The organism is Pseudomonas sp. R1-15 (genome assembly GCF_051132085.1).
Lineage (GTDB): Bacteria > Pseudomonadota > Gammaproteobacteria > Pseudomonadales > Pseudomonadaceae > Aquipseudomonas.
Window position 1 is genome coordinate 2,497,635 of sequence record NZ_CP071660.1, and the last position, 18,432, is coordinate 2,516,066.

The 18,432-nt window shown below is 60.8% G+C and carries 13 protein-coding genes; 11 read left to right on the plus strand and 2 right to left on the minus strand.

Annotated features, from left to right (window positions below):
* Positions 1-7 precede the first annotated feature (7 nt).
* Together J3P97_RS11515 and J3P97_RS11520 are read left to right on the plus strand one after the other, a co-directional pair.
* Positions 8-874: a nickel/cobalt efflux protein RcnA gene (locus tag J3P97_RS11515; RefSeq protein WP_434674189.1), complete on the plus strand. Its 867-nt coding sequence runs from the start codon at positions 8-10 to the stop codon at positions 872-874.
* Positions 875-976: 102 nt separating this feature from the next.
* Positions 977-1,879, plus strand: coding sequence for a LysR substrate-binding domain-containing protein (locus tag J3P97_RS11520; protein ID WP_434605113.1), 903 nt, complete (start codon positions 977-979; stop codon positions 1,877-1,879).
* Between the two features lie 30 nt (positions 1,880-1,909).
* Here the strand turns inward: J3P97_RS11520 and J3P97_RS11525 are convergent, their stop codons facing one another.
* Positions 1,910-2,842, minus strand: coding sequence for a helix-turn-helix domain-containing protein (locus J3P97_RS11525; protein WP_434674190.1), 933 nt, complete (start codon positions 2,840-2,842; stop codon positions 1,910-1,912).
* A gap of 199 nt (positions 2,843-3,041) precedes the next feature.
* On the opposite strand from J3P97_RS11525, the gene J3P97_RS11530 reads away from it, so the two are divergent.
* The 3 genes from J3P97_RS11530 to J3P97_RS11540 all read left to right on the plus strand — a co-directional run bounded on the left by J3P97_RS11530 (position 3,042) and on the right by J3P97_RS11540 (position 6,240).
* Positions 3,042-4,457 carry an acyclic terpene utilization AtuA family protein gene (locus J3P97_RS11530; protein ID WP_434674191.1) on the plus strand — a complete coding sequence of 472 codons (1,416 nt, stop codon included), beginning with the start codon at positions 3,042-3,044 and terminating at the stop codon, positions 4,455-4,457.
* Positions 4,454-4,762 (plus strand): DUF4387 domain-containing protein, encoded by a 309-nt coding sequence (locus tag J3P97_RS11535; RefSeq protein ID WP_305495120.1) that lies wholly within the window; start codon positions 4,454-4,456, stop codon positions 4,760-4,762. The genes J3P97_RS11530 and J3P97_RS11535 overlap by 4 nt, the downstream gene beginning before the upstream one ends.
* Before the next feature lie 68 nt (positions 4,763-4,830).
* The gene (locus J3P97_RS11540; protein WP_434674192.1) at positions 4,831-6,240 is read left to right on the plus strand and encodes an MmgE/PrpD family protein; all 1,410 of its coding nucleotides are present in this window, start codon (positions 4,831-4,833) and stop codon (positions 6,238-6,240) included.
* A gap of 546 nt (positions 6,241-6,786) precedes the next feature.
* Here J3P97_RS11540 and J3P97_RS11545 read toward each other — a convergent pair.
* Positions 6,787-7,992: a citrate synthase gene (locus J3P97_RS11545; RefSeq protein WP_434674193.1), complete on the minus strand. Its 1,206-nt coding sequence runs from the start codon at positions 7,990-7,992 to the stop codon at positions 6,787-6,789.
* Positions 7,993-8,249: 257 nt separating this feature from the next.
* Here J3P97_RS11545 and J3P97_RS11550 point away from each other — a divergent pair, with 257 nt between their 5' ends.
* The 6 genes from J3P97_RS11550 (at position 8,250) to treS (ending at position 18,360) form a co-directional block, all read left to right on the plus strand.
* Positions 8,250-9,539: a CitMHS family transporter gene (locus tag J3P97_RS11550; protein WP_434674194.1), complete on the plus strand. Its 1,290-nt coding sequence runs from the start codon at positions 8,250-8,252 to the stop codon at positions 9,537-9,539.
* An 84-nt stretch (positions 9,540-9,623) separates the two neighbouring features.
* Positions 9,624-11,021 (plus strand): OprD family outer membrane porin, encoded by a 1,398-nt coding sequence (locus J3P97_RS11555; RefSeq protein WP_434674195.1) that lies wholly within the window; start codon positions 9,624-9,626, stop codon positions 11,019-11,021.
* 30 nt (positions 11,022-11,051) lie between these two features.
* Positions 11,052-12,080: a phosphoglycerate dehydrogenase gene (locus J3P97_RS11560; protein ID WP_434674196.1), complete on the plus strand. Its 1,029-nt coding sequence runs from the start codon at positions 11,052-11,054 to the stop codon at positions 12,078-12,080.
* The gene (locus J3P97_RS11565) at positions 12,077-13,042 is read left to right on the plus strand and encodes an alpha/beta hydrolase (protein WP_434674197.1); all 966 of its coding nucleotides are present in this window, start codon (positions 12,077-12,079) and stop codon (positions 13,040-13,042) included. The genes J3P97_RS11560 and J3P97_RS11565 overlap by 4 nt, the downstream gene beginning before the upstream one ends.
* The gene (locus J3P97_RS11570; protein ID WP_434674198.1) at positions 13,039-14,301 is read left to right on the plus strand and encodes an alpha/beta fold hydrolase; all 1,263 of its coding nucleotides are present in this window, start codon (positions 13,039-13,041) and stop codon (positions 14,299-14,301) included. Before J3P97_RS11565 ends, J3P97_RS11570 begins: the two co-directional genes overlap by 4 nt.
* A gap of 1,992 nt (positions 14,302-16,293) precedes the next feature.
* Complete coding sequence (gene treS, locus J3P97_RS11575; protein WP_434674199.1) at positions 16,294-18,360, plus strand: maltose alpha-D-glucosyltransferase; 2,067 nt, start codon at positions 16,294-16,296, stop codon at positions 18,358-18,360.
* Positions 18,361-18,432: the final 72 nt, after the last annotated feature.

Consider the following 18,432-nt stretch of genomic DNA (forward strand, 5'->3'; position numbering starts at 1 on the left):
CCTCGACATGCCGAATTTTGCTGAACTGCTGCAACAGGGGGGCGCTCACGCCTGGCTGTATTTCCCCAGTGCGATCTTGCTGGGCGCTTTGCACGGGCTGGAACCTGGTCATTCGAAAACCATGATGGCGGCGTTCATCGTGGCCATTCGCGGCTCGGTCAAGCAGGCGGTGTTGCTGGGGTTGGCCGCGACGCTTTCGCACACCGCCGTGGTGTGGCTGGTGGCGATTGGCGGGATGTACCTGGGCCAGGGGCTGGACGCCGAGACTACGGAACCGTACTTCCAACTCGCCTCTGCGGTGCTGATCATTGCGATCGCGTTGTGGATGCTCTGGCGTACCTGGCGTGGCGAACAGATGTTCAAGCTTGAGAGCGGTGACGGGCATCGCCATGCTCATCACGATCACGATCACGATCACGATCACGATCACGATCACGATCACGATCACGATCACGATCATGCGCATCCGGAACTGGCGCTGTCATCGGAGGGTTACCAGGACGCTCATGAACGGGCGCATGCCAACGACATCCGCAAGCGTTTCAGCAATCGAGACGTCACCACGGGCCAGATCATTGTGTTTGGCCTGACGGGTGGGCTGATCCCGTGTCCTGCGGCGATAACCGTCCTGCTGCTCTGCCTGCAGGTCAAGGAAGTTGCGCTCGGCGGCATGCTTGTCTTGTGCTTCAGCATCGGCCTGGCAATTACCCTGGTTACGGTGGGAGCAGCCGCGGCCCTTGGCGCTCGGCAGGCCTCCAATCGCTGGCCGTGGCTGGGCACTGTTGCCCGGCGCGCGCCTTATCTGTCGAGCATGTTGATAATTGCAGTCGGCATGTATGTGGGTATCCACGGCTGGATCGGTTTGAGCGCATGAGAACCTTGATCGGCTGTGCCTCGGCTGCCCTGTGCAATGAGCGCTTTTCCCATTACGCTGAAAAGCTCCTGTCCAGGTAAAGAATCGCGCAGCGTGAAGAAGATAGTTCGAGTCGATGATCTACAGGTGTTCGTGACGACCACTGACGCCGGGAGTTTTTCCGCGGCGGCGCGCTTGCTGGATATTTCTCCAGCGCTGGCCAGCGTCGCGGTACAGCGACTCGAGGCAAGCCTGGGGGTGAGGCTGTTCGTGCGCTCTACGCGGCGGCTGCGTTTGTCGGATGATGGTGAGCGCTATCTGGCCCATGCCCGGCGGGCATTGGAGGTGCTGGCGGATGGCGAGCTCGCCCTGGCCGAGGGACGTGACGAAGTGGCCGGGACGCTGCGCTTGTCGGTGCCCTCGGACATCGGGCGAAACCTGCTGCTGCCGTGGCTGGACGAGTTCCAGCAGATGCACCCCAAGGTACTGTTGCAGCTGCGGGTCAGCGACCAGGTCGCCGACCTGTTCGGGGAGCATCTCGACGCGAGCATTCGTTATGGTCAGTTGGCCGATTCGAGCCTCGTCTCCCTGATGCTGGCTCCATCCAACCGAAGGACCGTGTGTGCCTCACCCGACTACATCGCGCGGCACGGCCTGCCAAAGACGCCGGGTGAGCTGAGCGGGCACAATTGCCTGCGTTACGTGATGGGTGAGCAAACCTACGAGCGTTGGATCTTCCAGACAGCGAATGGGCTGGAAACGGTTCAGGTCGCTGGCGATCGCATCAGTGATGACGCTGATATTGCCAGGCGTTGGGCCGTGGCGGGCCAGGGGATCGTCTACAAATCGAAGCTCGATGTAATGGACGACCTTCGCAGCGGTCGCCTGGTGGAGATTTTTCCAGCGGAGTATGGCCAGCCAGCGCCGCTGCAACTGGTGTGCGCCCATCGAACCTCGCTGACGCCGTCGGTCCAGGTGCTCAGGGCCTTCCTGTCTGCGCGCTGTGAACGTTACATCAACGAGTGAGCAGGGCGCTGGCGAGTGGGTGAACGGTCCTCACGCCTGGCGATAATCGCTGGGCGTCACGCCTATCTCCCGACGAAAGACCTGGGAGAAATGGCTTGGGCTTGAGTAACCCACTTCCAATCCGATGTCGATGACGCTGCGGTCCGTTTCGAGCAGCAGTTGCCGGGCCCGGCTCATGCGCAGGCGTATGAAATACTGCGAAGGCGACAGGCCTGTGGCGCGCTTGAACATTCGGCTGAAGTGATACTCGCTCAGCTCCGCGACCTGGGCCAGGTGGGCAAGGCTGAAATCATCGACGAGGCGCTGGTTCATCGTATCGAGGACCCGACGCAATTTGTACGCCTGCAGCGCGTTGCTGCGCGAGGCTCCGCTGTGGGGCGCGAGGTAGGTACGCACCAGGTGCACCGCCAGTGCCTGGGCCAGGCTCTGTGCAAACAGTGGGCTGGGCTGGCGTTCGTCGACCAGCTCGTTGCGCAACTGATCCAGCATGAAGCTCACCCGCGGGTCCCGGGCTCCGGAGATATCGCGAAAGGTGACAGGACCGGCCCGTTCCCCGAGCACGTCGCGCGCGGCGCGCTCGATCAACGGCAAACCGAGATACAGGTGCATGACTTCGAAGGTGTCGCAACCTTGCGTTTGCCAGCGCATCTCGTAAGGCTCGTTCGTGCTGGTGAGGTAGAAATCACCGGCCTGAACATCGACGGCTTCCCATTCGCCGCCCAGCGAACGTTCCTCGATCCGGGCGCCCCCGGTCAGCACCAGGACGAGCAGAGGCTCGACCACCGCGGGCACCAGGATCGGCTCGACTACCGTAGGGTGGCTGAACAGCTGCATCACCATTTCTTGGACCTGCGCACGCATCGGCACGACTTGCGGCGTGCCCGGCATGAAATGCGCCATCGACTCGGCGCTGATGCGCTGGGGAGCGTTCTGCGGCGGTTCATCCGGTCCGGTCTGGCGCATGTGTTGCTCCATCAATGAAGTCCTTTTGCCTGCTGAATCCACTTCGAAAACAGTTTTGATATCGCTCAACTCGCTGCGAATTTTTCACAGCGGCGAAGTTAGCGTTGGCGTAGTTATATGGACAAAATCTGTCCACTTGTCAACACCGTTGCAAGCCTTATCATCGCCTCAAAGAAGAAGTAAAAAAGAAGAGGGATTTATGCGAACGGTATTTCAAGATTGTATAAAAGTCATTGTTCCCTGCGGTTCTTTGGGAGCGGGCGTGCGGGAAGAGGAAATAGCCTATGGATTGGCCGCCGGTGCACAAGTTATCGCCACCGATGCCGGTTCAACCGACAGTGGCGCGGCTTATCTTGCACTGGGTAAATCGAAGAACAACCGAGGCGCGGTCAAGCGTGACTTGATGATATTAATGAAAGCCCAGGCGCAATCCGGAGTGCCGATCATTGTCGGTACCGCCGGTCAGGCGGGAGGCGATCTTAATTTGAACTGGACGCGTGATATCGCCCTGGAAATAGCCGAAGAGTTGGGCGTGGCGCCAAAGATTGCGCTCATTTATTGCGAGCAGGACAAGGACACGATAAAGAACTTGAACGCCGAGGGGCGTATAAAACCCTTGTCGCCACATACTGCGTTGGACGACGCAACGGTGGACGTTTGCGAACATATTGTCGCCGCGCTGGGGGTGGAGCCCTTTCTCGCTGCGCTGGAGGCCGGTGCCGATATCATATTGGCCGGCCGCTCCACCGATACCGCGGTCATCGCCTGTTATCCGATCTGGAAAGGCGCGCCTTGGGGGCCTTCGTGGCACGCTGGCAAGACCGGCGAATGCGGCGTGCAGTGTGCCGTCAATCCCACGCTAGGCTCGGGAATCCTGCTGAGTATCGATGCGAACGGCTTCGAAGTCGAGCCGTTGAGCCAGGACAACCGGTGCACGCCCCATAGCGTTTCGGCCCACATGCTCTACGAAAACAGCGACCCGTTCCGGTTGGTCGAGCCCGGTGGCATCTTGAATGTAGCCGAGGCACGTTACACCGATCTCAATGGCCGTGCTGTCCGGGTCGAAGGTTCGCGCTGGGAGGAAATGCCGTACACCATGAAGTTGGAAGGCGCCGCGGCCGGTTTATATCAAACGATCATGCTGGTGGGCATTCAAGACCCCGATGTACTCAAGGATATCGACGGTTTCCATGATCGGTTACTTGAAGCGCTTTATACAAGAACCCGCCAATCCATCCCCGCCGAGGAACTGGGCGAGTTTCATATTTCCCTGCGCATGTATGGGTGGAACGGCGTCACCGGTGTAACGCCGCCTGCGGGAACATTACCGCCGCCGGAACTAGGCATGTTGTTTGTGGCAACTGCCGCAACCCAGGAAATCGCCAATACCATTGCCCACGCGTGTAATCCCTATTTCTTCCATTACCCGAGTGTCATGGGCAAGGAACTGCCGTCGTATGGATTTGCCTTTACCCCGGCTGATATACCGCGTGGGCAGATTTTCGAGTTCAAGTTGAATCACGTGGTGGAACTTGAGGATCCCATGGAGTTGGTTCGTCTGGAGTGGATTGATTTATCGGCTACCTCGGTGGCCAGGAAGGAGCTTGCACAATGACCAAGTTGCGTGATGTATGCCGGCATGTCCGATCCAAGCAAGCGGGGCCGTTCTGGATCACCTTTGATATCTTTTTCAACGGGCGGGAGAATTTCGAGCGTTATTCCGATTGCGCGGCACTTTCCCCGGCGCAATTCGCGAAGCTCTACGGCACTGATCCCGAGCGGGTCAAGCACATCCCGGTGGCGGACCTGGAAATGGTCAAGATTTCTTTTCCCCGCCCGACGCCCCAGGGCGGAATGGTCGAGCGCGACATGCATGCCGGCCAGCAATACGTCCGGCTGCTTGATGTGACCATCGACTGAGGCCCGTTCACGCCTTGCTCTGTTCGCCTCATGGACGAGGACTGACCACCCATTTACCCGAGGTAATCATGACGGATTCCACCGTTGCGATGCGGCTGGCACGCTATGCCCACGCATTCAGGAAACAGCGCCTGCCCGATGAAATCATTCACCTGGTGCGCCAGCGCTTCATCGACAGCCTGGCCTGCGTGCTGGGCGCCTACGGGGCGGCCCCGGTAAAGGCTGCGCTGGGTTATGCGGCTGCCAACCCCGCGACTACCGCCGGCATATTCGGCTCGAACCTGCAAACGACAGCGGAAATTGCTGCCTTCGCCAACGGCCTGATGGTTCGTTTCCTCGATTACAACGATGGCTACATGGGCTTGGAGCCGGGCCATCCGAGTGACAACATCCCGGCCTGCCTCGCCGTGGCGCAAGCCGAGAGCGCCACCGGCGCCGAACTGATTTCGGCCATCGTCCTGGCCTATGAGATCCAGATGCGCTTGCAGGATGCGGCAAGCTTGAACAGGCATGGCTGGGACCACGTCAATTACATCAACGTCGCGATGGCAGCGGCGGCTTCCAACCTGATGAAGCTGGACGTTGCGCAGACCGAGCAAGCCATCAACATCGCCTTGAGCGGGCACTTGGCAATGCGCCAGGTGCGCAGTGGAACCTTGTCCGACTGGAAGGGCTGTTCGGCCGCCAATGCCGCGCGCAACGCGGTTTTTGCGGCCCAGCTGGCGCGCCATGGCATGACCGGGCCGTCGCCGGTCTTCGAGGGCGAGATGGGGTTCTTCAAGCTGGTTTCAGGGCCGTTCGAGCTGGACACTGATCGTTTTGCTACGCCCGACAACGGCGACTATGCGATACGACGCTCGCTGACCAAGACATTCCCCACCAACGGCGAGCTGCACACCGCCGTCTGGGCCGCGCTGGATATCCGCAAGCGCATCGACAACGTGAATGACATCGCTGCCATTAGCATCGAAACGTCCGAATTCAACCGTCGTGTCCTCGCGGACACCGCGGAGAAATGGTTGCCGAAAACCCGCGAGACTGCGGACCACAGCCTGCCCTATAACGTGGCTCGGGCGTTGCTCGACGGGGATATCACCATCGCTTCGTATTCCGCGGAAAAAATCGCCGACCCTGCGGCGATTACCTTGATGGACAAGGTCAGCGTCACGGAGGATCCGGCGTTGACGGCGCTGTTTCCACGGCACCTTGCCAATCGTGTCAGTGTGACGCTGGTCTGCGGTGAACAGGTGGTGAGCGAGGTGATCACCGGCCCCGGGTCAGTCGAAACGCCGATGACGGATGGGGATTTCGAGCGGAAATTCCGGCGCATGACGATGCCGCATATCGACGCGTCGGCACAGGACCTGGTGCTTGGGTTCGTCGCCGGGCTTGAGCGGCAGACGCAGTTCCATTCGTTGTTTGCGGCGATGGCTGTCGCACCCATTGCGGACCAGAAACCGGCTGCACTGTGCCTTTGAGAAGCTTCGCGAGCAGGCTCGCTCCCACAGGGTTATGTGTCGTGCTTGGATGTTCTGGGTGGCGCAGATTACTGTGGGAGCGGGCCTGCCCGCGAAGAGGCCAGTCCATCCAGCATCCTCATCGCCTGAAACGCCGCCATCGCGAGCAAGCTCGCTCCCACAGGGTTATGTGCCGTGCATGGATGTTCTGCATGGCGCAGATTACTGTGGGAGCGAGCCTGCTCGCGAAGAGGCCAGTCCATCCAGCATCCTCATCGCCTGAAACGCCGCCATCGCGAGCAAGCTCGCCCCCACAGGTCATGTGTCGCGCCTGGATGTTCTGGATGGCGCAGATCTGCTGTGGGAGCGAGCCTGCTCGCGAAGAGGCCAGTCCATTCACATCCTCATCGCCTGAAACGCCGCCATCGCGAGCAGGCTCGCTCCCACAGATTATGTGCCGTGCCTGGATGTTCTGGGTGGCGCAGCTTACTGTGGGAGCGAGCCTGCTCGCGAACAGGCCTCACAGGCGAGAATATCTTTCGTCCGCAGGCGCGCCCGGAGCGGACTTCAACGGCGCCCCATGTCGGTCGCCGTTGGCAACGTCCCGGTATAACGAGCGCGAGGCCGGCCCTCGTGGTGCTGGTTGTATTGCTCGCTGGCATGGGCGATCCAGCCGATCGAGCGACCGACGCCGGCCAATGAAATTTCCTGTCCGCGCAGTCCCATTTTCCTGCCGATGAAACTCACCAGGAGAATGAATTCAGGCGGGTATGCAACGAGTTCCGAGGCCACCGAAAAGGCTTTCTGCAACCTGATGAATTCACTGTCGCCATCAAATACTGCAGTCAACGCGGCCATGAGGTTGCTGGCTCGCGGGTCGTTGATCGAATGCACATTGGGGCCGAACCCGACGATGTGTCCGTCCTGGCTGTAGCGCTGCAGGATCGGTCGAGTAGGGTCCGCGGCCGTACAGATTTCCTCGATCATCCGGCTGGCGGCTTCATTTCGTCCATAGGCGATCTTGTGGCCTCGCGCGGCGGCGAGCGCTGCAATGACCGCGTAATAGGGGGTAGCGCCGGTGGTGGCGGCGACGCGGACACTGTGGGTGGTGTGGTCCAGCTCATGATCGATGCTGAGAATCAGCAGGCGCCGGATCAGATCGGCATGTGCTGGCGGGGCGCCGCAGGCCTGGGTGATGAACTCATGCAAGGGCTGGTTGCTCGGTTCGGTCGCCCCCACGACCAACGCGGCAAACCAGCGCACGACATCGGCGCCGGTACGGGCGTAACTGTCAGGGGAAAGGTCGAAGGCCTTGGGATTTTCTCGCTGCACCAGGGGGAACAGGGCGATGGCTTTTTCCTGGGCGGACGTGTGTTCATAGATCTTCAACAGCTTGGCAGTGTCCTTCGGGGTGCGAGGCAGCGACGTGCCGAACGCCGAAGGCACCTGCCAGATCAACTCGGCGACTTCTTCGACGGTTGAACGATCAGCCAGCTCGACGACATTGTGGCCGCGATAAAACAGGCCATCGTCCGTTATCAGCGTAATCGCGCTGTCCGACGGCGTCGTACGCTTGGCAATGGGCTTGTCTTGCGCCGGTACTTTCACCAGTCGTTGGATGTCTTCTGCCCAGTAACGCCGCTTGGGCGAGCCGGCAATCTTGATGGAGCGGATATTTTTGCGGCTGACATAGGCGTACAGCGTCGGCAGGCTGACCCGGAGTATGGCTGCCGCCTCTTCTGCCGAGAGGTAAAGGCCTTCTTGTTCTGGCATGACCGGTCCAATCGAATTGATGGAGAGGTATACATGTTTATTGGATTTACCGTCCTGTAGTCAATGTGTATCGGCGCCGGGTTTCAACTTTGTTTTTTCTACCCAGGCTGCGTCTGACGAGTCTTATCCAACAGGGATGTTGACGGAAAAAATCAAGATTTACAGCGTTTCAGCCCCTATGTAGATTTCGGCTGCGCAAGAGTTGTTCACATTGATTTTCGAAGATCGATAACAATAAAAACGAAAAGGTGAAACGCATGGCTTGGTTAGGTTTCGCAATGGTCGTCACGTTTATGGCATTGATCATAAGCAAGCGACTTTCCGCTGTGACGGCACTCATTCTTGTCCCGGTCGCGTTTGGCCTGGCCAGTGGAGCAGGACCGGAACTGGGCGCGATGGTGATGAACGGCGTCAAGCAAGTAGCGCCCACCGCGCTGATGTTGATGTTTGCAATCCTCTATTTCGCAATCATGTTTGACGCCGGGCTCTTTGAACCCGCTGTACGAAAGATTCTGCGTTACGTGGGCAACGATCCTCTGCGCGTGGTTCTGGGCACGGCATTGCTGGCCACGGTCATTTCCTTCGATGGTGATGGCGCAACGACGGTCTTGATTGTAACCACTGCGTTCCTGCCGCTTTACCTTCGCCTCGGCATGAACCCGCTGATCCTGGCGTTGATGCTGTTGTTGACCAATACCGTGGTCAATCTGATTCCCTGGGGAGGGCCGATGGCCCGCGCCGCCAGTGCGCTTCACCTGGATGTGGCCGAGTTGTTCCTGGGGTTGGTGCCGGCCATGTTCGCGGGCCTTGCCTATGCGTTTGTCGTGGCGTTCTGGATCGGTCGCAGAGAGCGCCGTCGCTTGGGCTGGACGGCCGCTGCCAAGGACGCCGCGCCGGAAGATGTCGTCTTGCCCACCGCGCATTCCGAGACGCATCGGCCGAAGCTTTTCTGGGTCAATCTCGCGCTCACCGCTGGGCTCATGTATGCGATGGCCACAGGGCTGGCGCCTTTGCCGATGTTGATGATGGTGGGGCTTTCCCTGGCGCTGCTGATCAACTATCCACGCCTGGCGGAACAGAAGGCCAGAGTCGCGGCGCACTCCGAAAGTGTCCTGATGGTCATCGCCCTGATATTTGCATCAGGTGCGTTTACCGGGATCTTGTCAGGTACCGGCATGGTTGATGGGATGTCCGAAAAGATTGTGCAATTGATTCCCGACGACCACGGCCAATATTTCAGCATCATTACCGCGCTCGTCGCCTTGCCACTCAACTTCCTGTTATCCAATGACGCGTTTTTCTTTGGCATCTTGCCGGTACTGGGCGCGGCGGGCGTCGAATACGGTATTGACCCGATGCACATAGCGCGGGCCTCGGTGCTGGGCCAACCGGTTCACGCACTAAGCCCCTTGGTGGCGGCGGTTTATCTGATCAGCGGAATCATCAAGCGGGACATGGGCGACATGCAACGCTATTGCCTGCTCTGGGCGATCGGCAGCAGCCTTGTCCTGATTGTAACCGCGGTCATTACCCGGGCGATTATCTGATTCATTAACGCGTAGCGCCGAAGTTTGAAGGACGCCGAGTTGCGTCCGCTCACGTCAAAATAAAAATAATAGATGAGGTGGTCGATGAAATCGATTAACGCCGTCGCTATGACGTTGCTGTCGACAATGTTTGTGTCTGAAGTGGCTCTTTCAGCAACGATCAGTTATCCGGACCGGTTCCAGCATGAAGGAAAGTTGAATGCTTATCTGCGCTCGGTTTATATCAATACTCGAATATCCAACGACTTGATCGAAAACCGTTTTGGCGGTTTTCCGGACGGCAACAAGCTGGGCGGTACCGGAATCGGTGCCATTCTGGATTACAACTCAAGTTATTGGGCCGGCGTCGTAGGGTTTGACGCCTCGCTGTATGGCGTGGCAATGATCGACTCCAAAGATAACGGCCGGGACTTGTTCGACGATACCGATGGGACCAATGGCGGTTTTGCGAAAGTCGGGCAGAGTTATTTCAAGCTGCGTTATGAGGGCGATGGCTGGAACGTCGATTCCCAGATGGGGCGGGGTCGGTTCGATGCGGGAACATTGGTCACGCTCGACACGCGGATTGTCCCTGGGTCCTACCAGGGAGGCCGGGCTCATTTGAATTTCACCGAGATGGGCATTGGTCCGCTTCCCGGCACGCTGGGGTTCGAAACGGCCTATATCAACCGTACGTCGCCTCGGGACAGAGAAGAGTTCGAGCACTTGTCGAGTCAGTCGGGCGAGGAAATAAAAGACCTGTACACCTACGGCGTCAAATACGACCTGAAGGCCATCGAACTTGGCTACGACCATGGCGTATCGCGGGACTTCAATGAAAACACTCGATACGGACTCACGTTGAAAGCGCCTCTCGGCGATAAAGCCGGGATCGTACTGGACACTCAATATTATGAGTTCGAAAAGGCCGGGCGAATCTGGGAACGTGATTGGCAGGCCGGCCAGGCCGCTTATGACGATGAGGCGAGCTGGTTGAATATCAACGTTGGTTTGTTGCTCGACAAACTTCGCCTGGGTGTTTCGTTTTCCGAGACCAAGGCCGAGTTGAGCAATGGGCAGCTCGGTTATGCCTACTTTGATCATGCGGACAATGTCGACGGCAGGATGGATGCCTGGACACGCTCCGGCAACGACTTCAATAACGATGGCGAGCGAACCTGGCAAATCGGCGCCGAATATGACTTGAGCGGACATTCTTTATTGGGGGCTTCGCTGGACGGTTTCAAAGTCATGACTATTTATAAACAAGGTCAGTTTGACGCCACCGATCCATTCAACGGCCGCCGCACCGATGTGACCGAGCGACAGAATGAATACCGTCTCTATTATCGCTTCGATGAAAAGGAATACGCCGGGCTCTCAGTCGGCTTGATTTATATCGATTACCGCATTGACCAGGATTTTGTCGCATTGATATCCGCACAACCCGACAACGTGGTCAGCGGCTCGGAGGCCAGGGTGTATCTGGATTACGCATTTTGAATGCTGGACGTTTCTATCAAGAGGTCCGTGATGCTTGATCATCGCCATAAAATAGTGGTTACACAGCGGTTTTTCGACTCCATGGCCAGCGACTTTCTGCAGAACCATGGCTGTGAGGTGGTTGTCGCGGAGCTGGCGCCCGGACAAGCCGATGGCGATCTGAGTGAACGGCAACTGATCGACCTGCTGGCAGACGCCGACGGTTGGATCGTCGGGCACGCGAATGTCACGTCCAGCCTGCTGAATGCACTGCCGCGCCTGCAAGTCATCGCCCGTCGCGGCGTCGGTTATGAGCGGGTCGATACGGCAGCGGTGGCAGCGGCAGGGAAGGTGGCGACCATTGCTACTGGCGGCAACGATGCCAGCGTCGCCGACCACACCGTTGCGCTGATGCTCGCCGTCTGCCGTCAACTCAAGCGCTGCCAGATGGGCTTGTCGGGCAATGACTGGTCGATTCCCCTGGGCGGTGATCTGTACCGCAAGACGGTTGGCATCGTCGGGTTGGGCCGGATTGGCCGGGGTGTCCTGCAGCGCTTGTCCGGGTTTGAAGTCAGGCCGCTGATCTATACGCCTCATCCAGGCGGCGCCGAGGCCGACGGTGATTTTGTTGACCTGGATACGCTGCTCAGGCAAAGCGACTTCATCACCCTTCACGCGCCGCTCAATCCGCAAACCCAAGGACTGATCGATGAGCGCGCACTGAACCTGATGAAGCGTTCCGCGGTGCTCATCAACACCGCGCGGGGCGGGTTGGTGCGCGATGACGATCTGCGGCGGGCCCTGCGCGAAAAGCGAATCGCAGGGGCAGGGCTCGACGTCTTTGAAAGCGAGTCGGACCCCTCGCTCTTGCCGGTGACCGAACAACTGATCCAGCTACCGAACGTGATCGTGACGCCCCATGTCGGCGCGTCCACGGTGGAGGGGCTCAATCGCACCAATCTGATCGCCGCCCAATGCGCGGTGGCCGTCTTGGAAGGACGCAGCCCGCCCAGCCATTGCGTCATTGCGGACGGACGTCGAGCTGTCGGCTGCGAGAGCCGCGTGGATAACCGGCCATGAGTCGCGATGAAAATCCGCCGGTGCATCCCGACCTGGCGGCCGTGGTCGACGCGCTCCGGGAGCAGGGATTGCTGCCCGTCGTTCATGGGGACGTGCACAGCGTCCGGGCGCATCTGGAACGGATCAATGCCTGGGCGGCGCAACGCAGCGTGCCGCTGTCCTACGAGCGCACCCTGGGCTTTGCCGTTGATGGGCGAACGGTGCCCTGCAAACTCTATTGGCCGGAGGGCGATGAGACGCCTTGCCTGATGTTCTACTGCCATGGCGGCGGATTCCGCCACGGTTCGCTCGCCGGCTGGGACGCACCTTTGCGCCAGTTGGTGCGCGACAGTGGCCTGGCGGTGCTCTCCATCGACTATGCGCTGGCGCCGGAACATCGCTTTCCGGTGGCGTTCAACGAGGTGGCGGCGATCGTCAGCCGGGTCATCAAGCTCGGCGCTATCACCGACTGCCCGGTACGCGGCTATGCCCTGGGCGGCGATTCGGCAGGCGCCAATCTCGCCTTGGGCGTCGCCATTGCACTACGCGACGCGGGAATCGATGCGTTGCGGCAGTTATTGCTGTTCTACGGCAGCTACTCGCGGGACCTGACCTCCGATTCCTGGCAGCGACTTGGCGGCTACGGCGGCCAGAATCTGTCGGTCGAGACCATGGGCGCTTACTGGGCCTGCTACTTGGCCAATGACGAGGACGACTGGAGGGTGCAGCCGATCATTGGTGAATTTGCGGGCCTGCCGCCGGTGCGATTGGTGGTCGGTGAACTGGATCCGCTGGTGGACGAAAACCGTGAGCTGGCGAGTCGATTGCAAAGCGCGAGCGTGGCAACAGATCTGCAAGTACTCGCGAACATGCCTCACGGGTTCATTCGCTTCAATGAGGTGGCTCCTGTCGCACGCAACGTCATCGCTGCGCAGGGCAACGCCTTGCGCAAGGCATTTTCCGGTCGGGGAAACTTTCCATGAGTATCCGCCAAGCCTTCAGAGGAATTTGCGTGGGGGCGGTCATCGTCGTGGCAGCCAACGCGATGGCGGCCGGCACGCTTCCCGTCGGTCCCGCTGCCGGAGACATGCAGCTGTCGCCGTTTTATCGCTGGTCTGACGCGATGCCTGCGCAGCCTGGCGTGCTGCTGCGCAGCGAGGCCATGGCGGTTCAGGCTCAAATGCCTGCCGCCGCGCGGGCCTTGCGTCTGCTCTACAGCTCCATCGATCAGCGCTGGCGGTCCGGCCTCGTTCCGGTCAGCGGGGCGTTATATCTGCCGGCAGGAAATCCTCCGGCCGGAGGCTGGCCGCTGCTGGCCTGGGCTCACGGCACGCTGGGCATCGCCGATGCCTGTGCGCCTTCCTGGGCGGGATTGCGTGAGCGTGACGCGGCGTATATCAATCGCTGGCTCGCGCGCGGCTTCGCCGTGGTGGCCAGCGATTATCAAGGCCTGGGAGGGCCGGGACCTCATCCCTATACGTTCTGGCAGGCCGAGGGACGCTCGGTCCTGGACTCGATTCTTGCTGCTCAAGCCTTCGAGCCAGGCCTGATCGCCAATCGCGTGGTCCTGGCCGGACAATCCCAGGGCGGTGGGGCGGCGCTGGGCGCGGCGATCCTTGCTGGTACCTATGCACCGGAACTGCCCATTCTGGGCGCGGTGCTCACGGCACCGAACAGCACATTCCCCGAAGGCCCCATCAAGCTGCCGCCGCGCCAGTCCAATACGGTGTTCCTGGCACTGGCGTCAGGCGCGTTGCGTGAGGACGGGCCACCGATCGAAGGCATCCTGACGGCCAAGGGGCTCGAACTGCTGAGCGTCGCCCGGCAAGGCTGTACCCGTGATATTGGGCAAAAGTCCAAGGCGTTGCAGATTGGTTCGTTTGCCGAGCTGTTCACGATCACCCCAGAGGCGTTGAACGCTGCGCGCATTCCAACGACCGATATGCCCCAGGCGTCGATAGCCTTCCCGTTGTTCATTGCCACGGGCCAGGCGGACCATACCATTACGCCGGAGCGGCAATACGCGGTCGCGGCGGCGTTGTGTGCCGCTGGCAATCCGGTGACGTGGCGTACGTATGAAGGCCTGGGGCATGACGGGGTGTTGCATGGTTCGCTGGATGACGTGTTTGCCTTTGTCGACGCGTGGTTCGATGGACAGAATTACGCTTCCAATTGCTCCAACCTGCGGAAACCCGGTGCGCCAGGTGAAAGTGACGTGGCAGCACCGTTCAACGACGACTGAGTCTATGGGAGCGAGCCTGCTGGCGAAGGCGGTAACGCAGGCTGTGGAACACGAACCACCACGTCAGAGCAAATCCCCGTGGCGAGGGAGCAAGCTCCCTCGCCACGGAATTTGTGGCGTCTGGGCTGGCGCGTTCGCGAGCAGGCTCGCTCACACAGGGTTGGATCAGTCCGATTTGCGGCGGGACATCGGCCTGAACACGAACCGCCATGCCAGAGCAGGTCCCCCGTGGCGAGGGAGCTTGCTCCCGCTGGCCTGCGAAGCGGGCCCCGGCAGTCTTTCAGACAGACCGCATCCACCGATTTTGCGACTGCTGCGCAGCCGAGCGGGAGCAAGCTCCCTCGCCACGAGTTTTGAGGCGTCTGGGCTGGCGCCTTCGCGAGCAGGCTCGCTCCCACAGGGTTGGATCAGTCCGATTTGCGGCGGGACATCGGCCTGAACACGAACCGCCACGCCAGAGCAGGTCCCCCGTGGCGAGGGAGCTTGCTCCCGCTGGCCTGCGAAGCGGGCCCCGGCAGTCTTTCAGACAGACCGCATCCACCGGTTTTGCGACTGCTGCGCAGCCGAGCGGGAGCAAGCTCCCTCGCCACGGGATTTTGAGGTGTCTGGGCTGGCGCCTTCGCGAGCAGGCTCGCTCCCACAGGGTTGGATCAGTCCGATTTGCTGCGGGACATCGGCCTGAACACGAACCACCATGTCAGAGCAGGTCCCCCGTGGCGAGGGAGCTTGCTCCCGCTGGCCTGCGAAGCGGGCCCCGGCAGTCTTTCAGGCAGACCGCATCCACCGATTTTGCGACTGCTGCGCAGCCGAGCGGGAGCAAGCTCCCCCGCCACGAGTTTTGAGGCGTCTGGGCTGGCGCCTTCGCGAGCAGGCTCGCTCCCACAGGGTTGGATCAGTCCGATTTGCGGCGGGACATCGGCCTGAACACGAACCGCCACGCCAGAGCAGGTCCCCCGTGGCGAGGGAGCTTGCTCCCGCTGGCCTGCGAAGCGGGCCCCGGCAGTCTTTCAGACAGACCGCATCCACCGGTTTTGCGACTGCTGCGCAGCCGAGCGGGAGCAAGCTCCCTCGCCACGGGATTTGTGGCGTCTGGGCTGGCGCCTTCGCGAGCAGGCTCGCTCCCACAGGGTTGGATCAGTCCGATTTGCGGCGGGACATCGGCCTGAACACGAACCGCCACGCCAGAGCAGGTCCCCCGTGGCGAGGGAGCTTGCTCCCGCTGGCCTGCGAAGCGGGCCCCGGCAGTCTTTCAGACAGACCGCATCCACCGGTTTTGCGACTGCTGCGCAGCCGAGCGGGAGCAAGCTCCCTCGCCACGGGATTTGTGGCGTCTGGGCTGGCGCCTTCGCGAGCAGGCTCGCTCCCACAGGGTTGGATCAGTCTGTTTTGCGGCGGGACATCGGCCTGAACACGAGCCGCCACGCCAGAGCAGGTCCCCCGTGGCGAGGGAGCTTGCTCCCGCTGGCCTGCGAAGCGGGCCCCGGCAGTCTTTCAGGCAGACCGCATCCACCGGTTTTGCGACTGCTGCGCAGCCGAGCGGGAGCAAGCTCCCTCGCCACGGAATTTGTGGCGTCTGGGCTGGCGCCTTCGCGAGCAGGCTCGCTCCCACAGGGTTGGATCAGTCCGATTTGCGGCGGGACATCGGCCTGAACACGAGCCGCCACGCCAGAGCAGGTCCCCCGTGGCGAGGGAGCTTGCTCCCGCTGGCCTGCGAAGCGGGCCCCGGCAGTCTTTGAGGCAGACCGCATCCACCGGTTTTGCGACTGCTGCGCAGCCGAGCGGGAGCAAGCTCCCTCGCCACGAGTTTTGAGGCGTCTGGGCTGGCGCCTTCGCGAGCAGGCTCGCTCCCACCTTGGTTCGGGTTCACCCATCGAATACCCACCGCTTCGTGCCTCAATGCAACGAATACCGGGCCAGAGCCTCATATGACTAATAAGCGGCGCCGCTGATGTCGGCAGCCGGTCCGGTTTTTTCTTCACGACAGGGATTTTTATGACGATGGCTGAGAAAAATCATGTCGACTGGCTGGTCGAACAATCGATGCTCCACGCGGCGCGGCAGCGGGCCAAGCTCTATTCGGGGCAAGGACGCTTGTGGCAGCAGCCCTATGCGCACACCCGGCCCCGTGATGCTTCAGCGCTTTCCTCAGTGTGGTTTACCGCATACCCAGCCTCCATCGTCACCCGGGAAAATGGCACGGTGCTCGAGGCGTTGGGCGACGAAACCTTGTGGCACGCCTTGTCGAAAATCGGCATCCAGGGCATCCACAATGGTCCGCTGAAAAGATCCGGCGGCCTGAGCGGCACTGACTACACGCCAACCATCGATGGCAATTTCGACCGCATCAGCTTCGACATCGACCCTGAGCTGGGCACCGACGCTCAACTCCAGGCACTGACCCGCATGGCCGCTGCGCACAACGCGGTGGTCATCGACGACGTCATCCCGTCCCACACCGGCAAGGGCGCTGATTTCCGCCTGGCGGAGATGGCTTACGAAGACTATCCGGGCCTCTACCACATGGTGGAAATCCGCGAGGAAGACTGGCCGCTGCTGCCCGAGGTCGGGGAGGGGCGTGATGCCCAGAACCTCACCGCGCAGCAGGTGGATGCCCTGCGGGACAAGCACTACATCGTCGGTCAGTTGCAGCGAGTGATTTTCTTCGAGCCTGGCGTCAAGGAAACCGACTGGAGCGCGACGCCGATCATCATGGGCGTCGACGGCAAGCCACGGCGTTGGGTTTATCTGCACTATTTCAAGGAAGGGCAGCCGTCGCTGAACTGGCTGGACCCGACATTTGCCGCGCAGCAAATGATCATTGGCGATGCGCTGCACGCCATCGATGTCATGGGCGCGAAGATCCTCCGGCTGGACGCCAACGGATTTCTCGGCGTGGAGCGCAAGCTCGATGGCACCGCCTGGTCCGAAAGCCATCCGCTGTCGATCACCGGCAACCAGTTGCTCGGCGGGGCGATTCGCAAGGCGGGCGGTTTCAGCTTCCAGGAATTGAACCTGACCCTCGACGACATTGCCGCCATGTCCCACGGCGGGGCAGACCTGTCTTACGACTTCATCACTCGACCGGCCTACCAGCACGCCCTGCTGATGGGCGACACCGAATTCCTGCGCTTGATGCTGCGCCAGATGCACAGCTTCGGCATCGACCCGGGCTCGCTGATCCACGCCTTGCAGAATCACGATGAACTGACCCTGGAGCTGGTGCATTTCTGGACGCTGCATGCCCACGACACCTACCTGTATCAAGGCCAGACGTTTCCCGGCAGTATCCTGCGCGAGCACATCCGCGAGCAGATGTATGAACGCTTGTCCGGCGAGCATGCGCCTTACAACCTGAAATTCGTCACCAACGGCGTGTCTTGCACCACGGCGAGCATCATCACCGCCGCCCTGGGCATTCGCGACCTCGACGCGATCACAGCGGCCGATATCCAGCAGATTCGCCAGGTGCATCTGCTACTGGTGATGTTCAACGCCATGCAACCGGGCGTGTTCGCCTTGTCTGGCTGGGATCTGGTGGGAGCGTTGCCGTTGCCGGCGGAACAGGTCGAGCACCTGATGCGCGACGGCGACACGCGCTGGATTCATCGTGGTGCCTACGACCTGGTCGACCTCAACCCGGAAGCGCCGCTGTCAGCCGGGCAGATGCCGCGTCCAAAGACTTTGTACGGCAGCCTGCCGAGCCAGTTGAAGGATCCGGATTCGTTCGCCTCGCAACTGCGCAGGATCCTGGCCGCGCGCCGCGCCTACGACATCGCGGCGAGCCGCCAGATCCTCATCCCGGACGTCGAGCATCCGGGGCTGCTGATCATGGTTCACGAACTGCCGGCCGGCAAAGGCACGCAGATCACCGCGCTGAACTTCGGTTCGACGCCGATCACCGAAACCCTGCACCTGCCCGGTATCGCACCGGGGCCAGTGGTGGACATCATCAACGAGCGGGTCGAAGGGGATCTCACGCCCGAGGGTGAGTTCACCATTACTCTGGATGCGTTCGAGGGGTTGGCGCTGCGGGTGGTGAGCAGTTCGCCGATGATCTAGGGAGCAGCAAGCGAAGAAGCGTATGGAAGATCAAAGGATTGAAAAAATAAATATCAATGTGCCGCTATTGTT

What these genes read in the sequence shown, in the direction of transcription:
- J3P97_RS11515 (WP_434674189.1), top strand. Translation starts at nt 8, where the DNA reads ATGCCGAATTTTGCTGAACTGCTGCAACAGGGGGGCGCTCACGCCTGG.
- J3P97_RS11525 (WP_434674190.1), bottom strand. Translation starts at nt 2,842, where the DNA reads ATGCGCCAGACCGGACCGGATGAACCGCCGCAGAACGCTCCCCAGCGC.
- J3P97_RS11530 (WP_434674191.1), top strand. Translation starts at nt 3,042, where the DNA reads ATGCGAACGGTATTTCAAGATTGTATAAAAGTCATTGTTCCCTGCGGT.
- J3P97_RS11535 (WP_305495120.1), top strand. Translation starts at nt 4,454, where the DNA reads ATGACCAAGTTGCGTGATGTATGCCGGCATGTCCGATCCAAGCAAGCG.
- J3P97_RS11540 (WP_434674192.1), top strand. Translation starts at nt 4,831, where the DNA reads ATGACGGATTCCACCGTTGCGATGCGGCTGGCACGCTATGCCCACGCA.
- J3P97_RS11545 (WP_434674193.1), bottom strand. Translation starts at nt 7,992, where the DNA reads ATGCCAGAACAAGAAGGCCTTTACCTCTCGGCAGAAGAGGCGGCAGCC.
- J3P97_RS11550 (WP_434674194.1), top strand. Translation starts at nt 8,250, where the DNA reads ATGGCTTGGTTAGGTTTCGCAATGGTCGTCACGTTTATGGCATTGATC.
- J3P97_RS11555 (WP_434674195.1), top strand. Translation starts at nt 9,624, where the DNA reads ATGAAATCGATTAACGCCGTCGCTATGACGTTGCTGTCGACAATGTTT.
- J3P97_RS11560 (WP_434674196.1), top strand. Translation starts at nt 11,052, where the DNA reads ATGCTTGATCATCGCCATAAAATAGTGGTTACACAGCGGTTTTTCGAC.
- J3P97_RS11565 (WP_434674197.1), top strand. Translation starts at nt 12,077, where the DNA reads ATGAGTCGCGATGAAAATCCGCCGGTGCATCCCGACCTGGCGGCCGTG.
- J3P97_RS11570 (WP_434674198.1), top strand. Translation starts at nt 13,039, where the DNA reads ATGAGTATCCGCCAAGCCTTCAGAGGAATTTGCGTGGGGGCGGTCATC.
- treS (WP_434674199.1), top strand. Translation starts at nt 16,294, where the DNA reads ATGACGATGGCTGAGAAAAATCATGTCGACTGGCTGGTCGAACAATCG.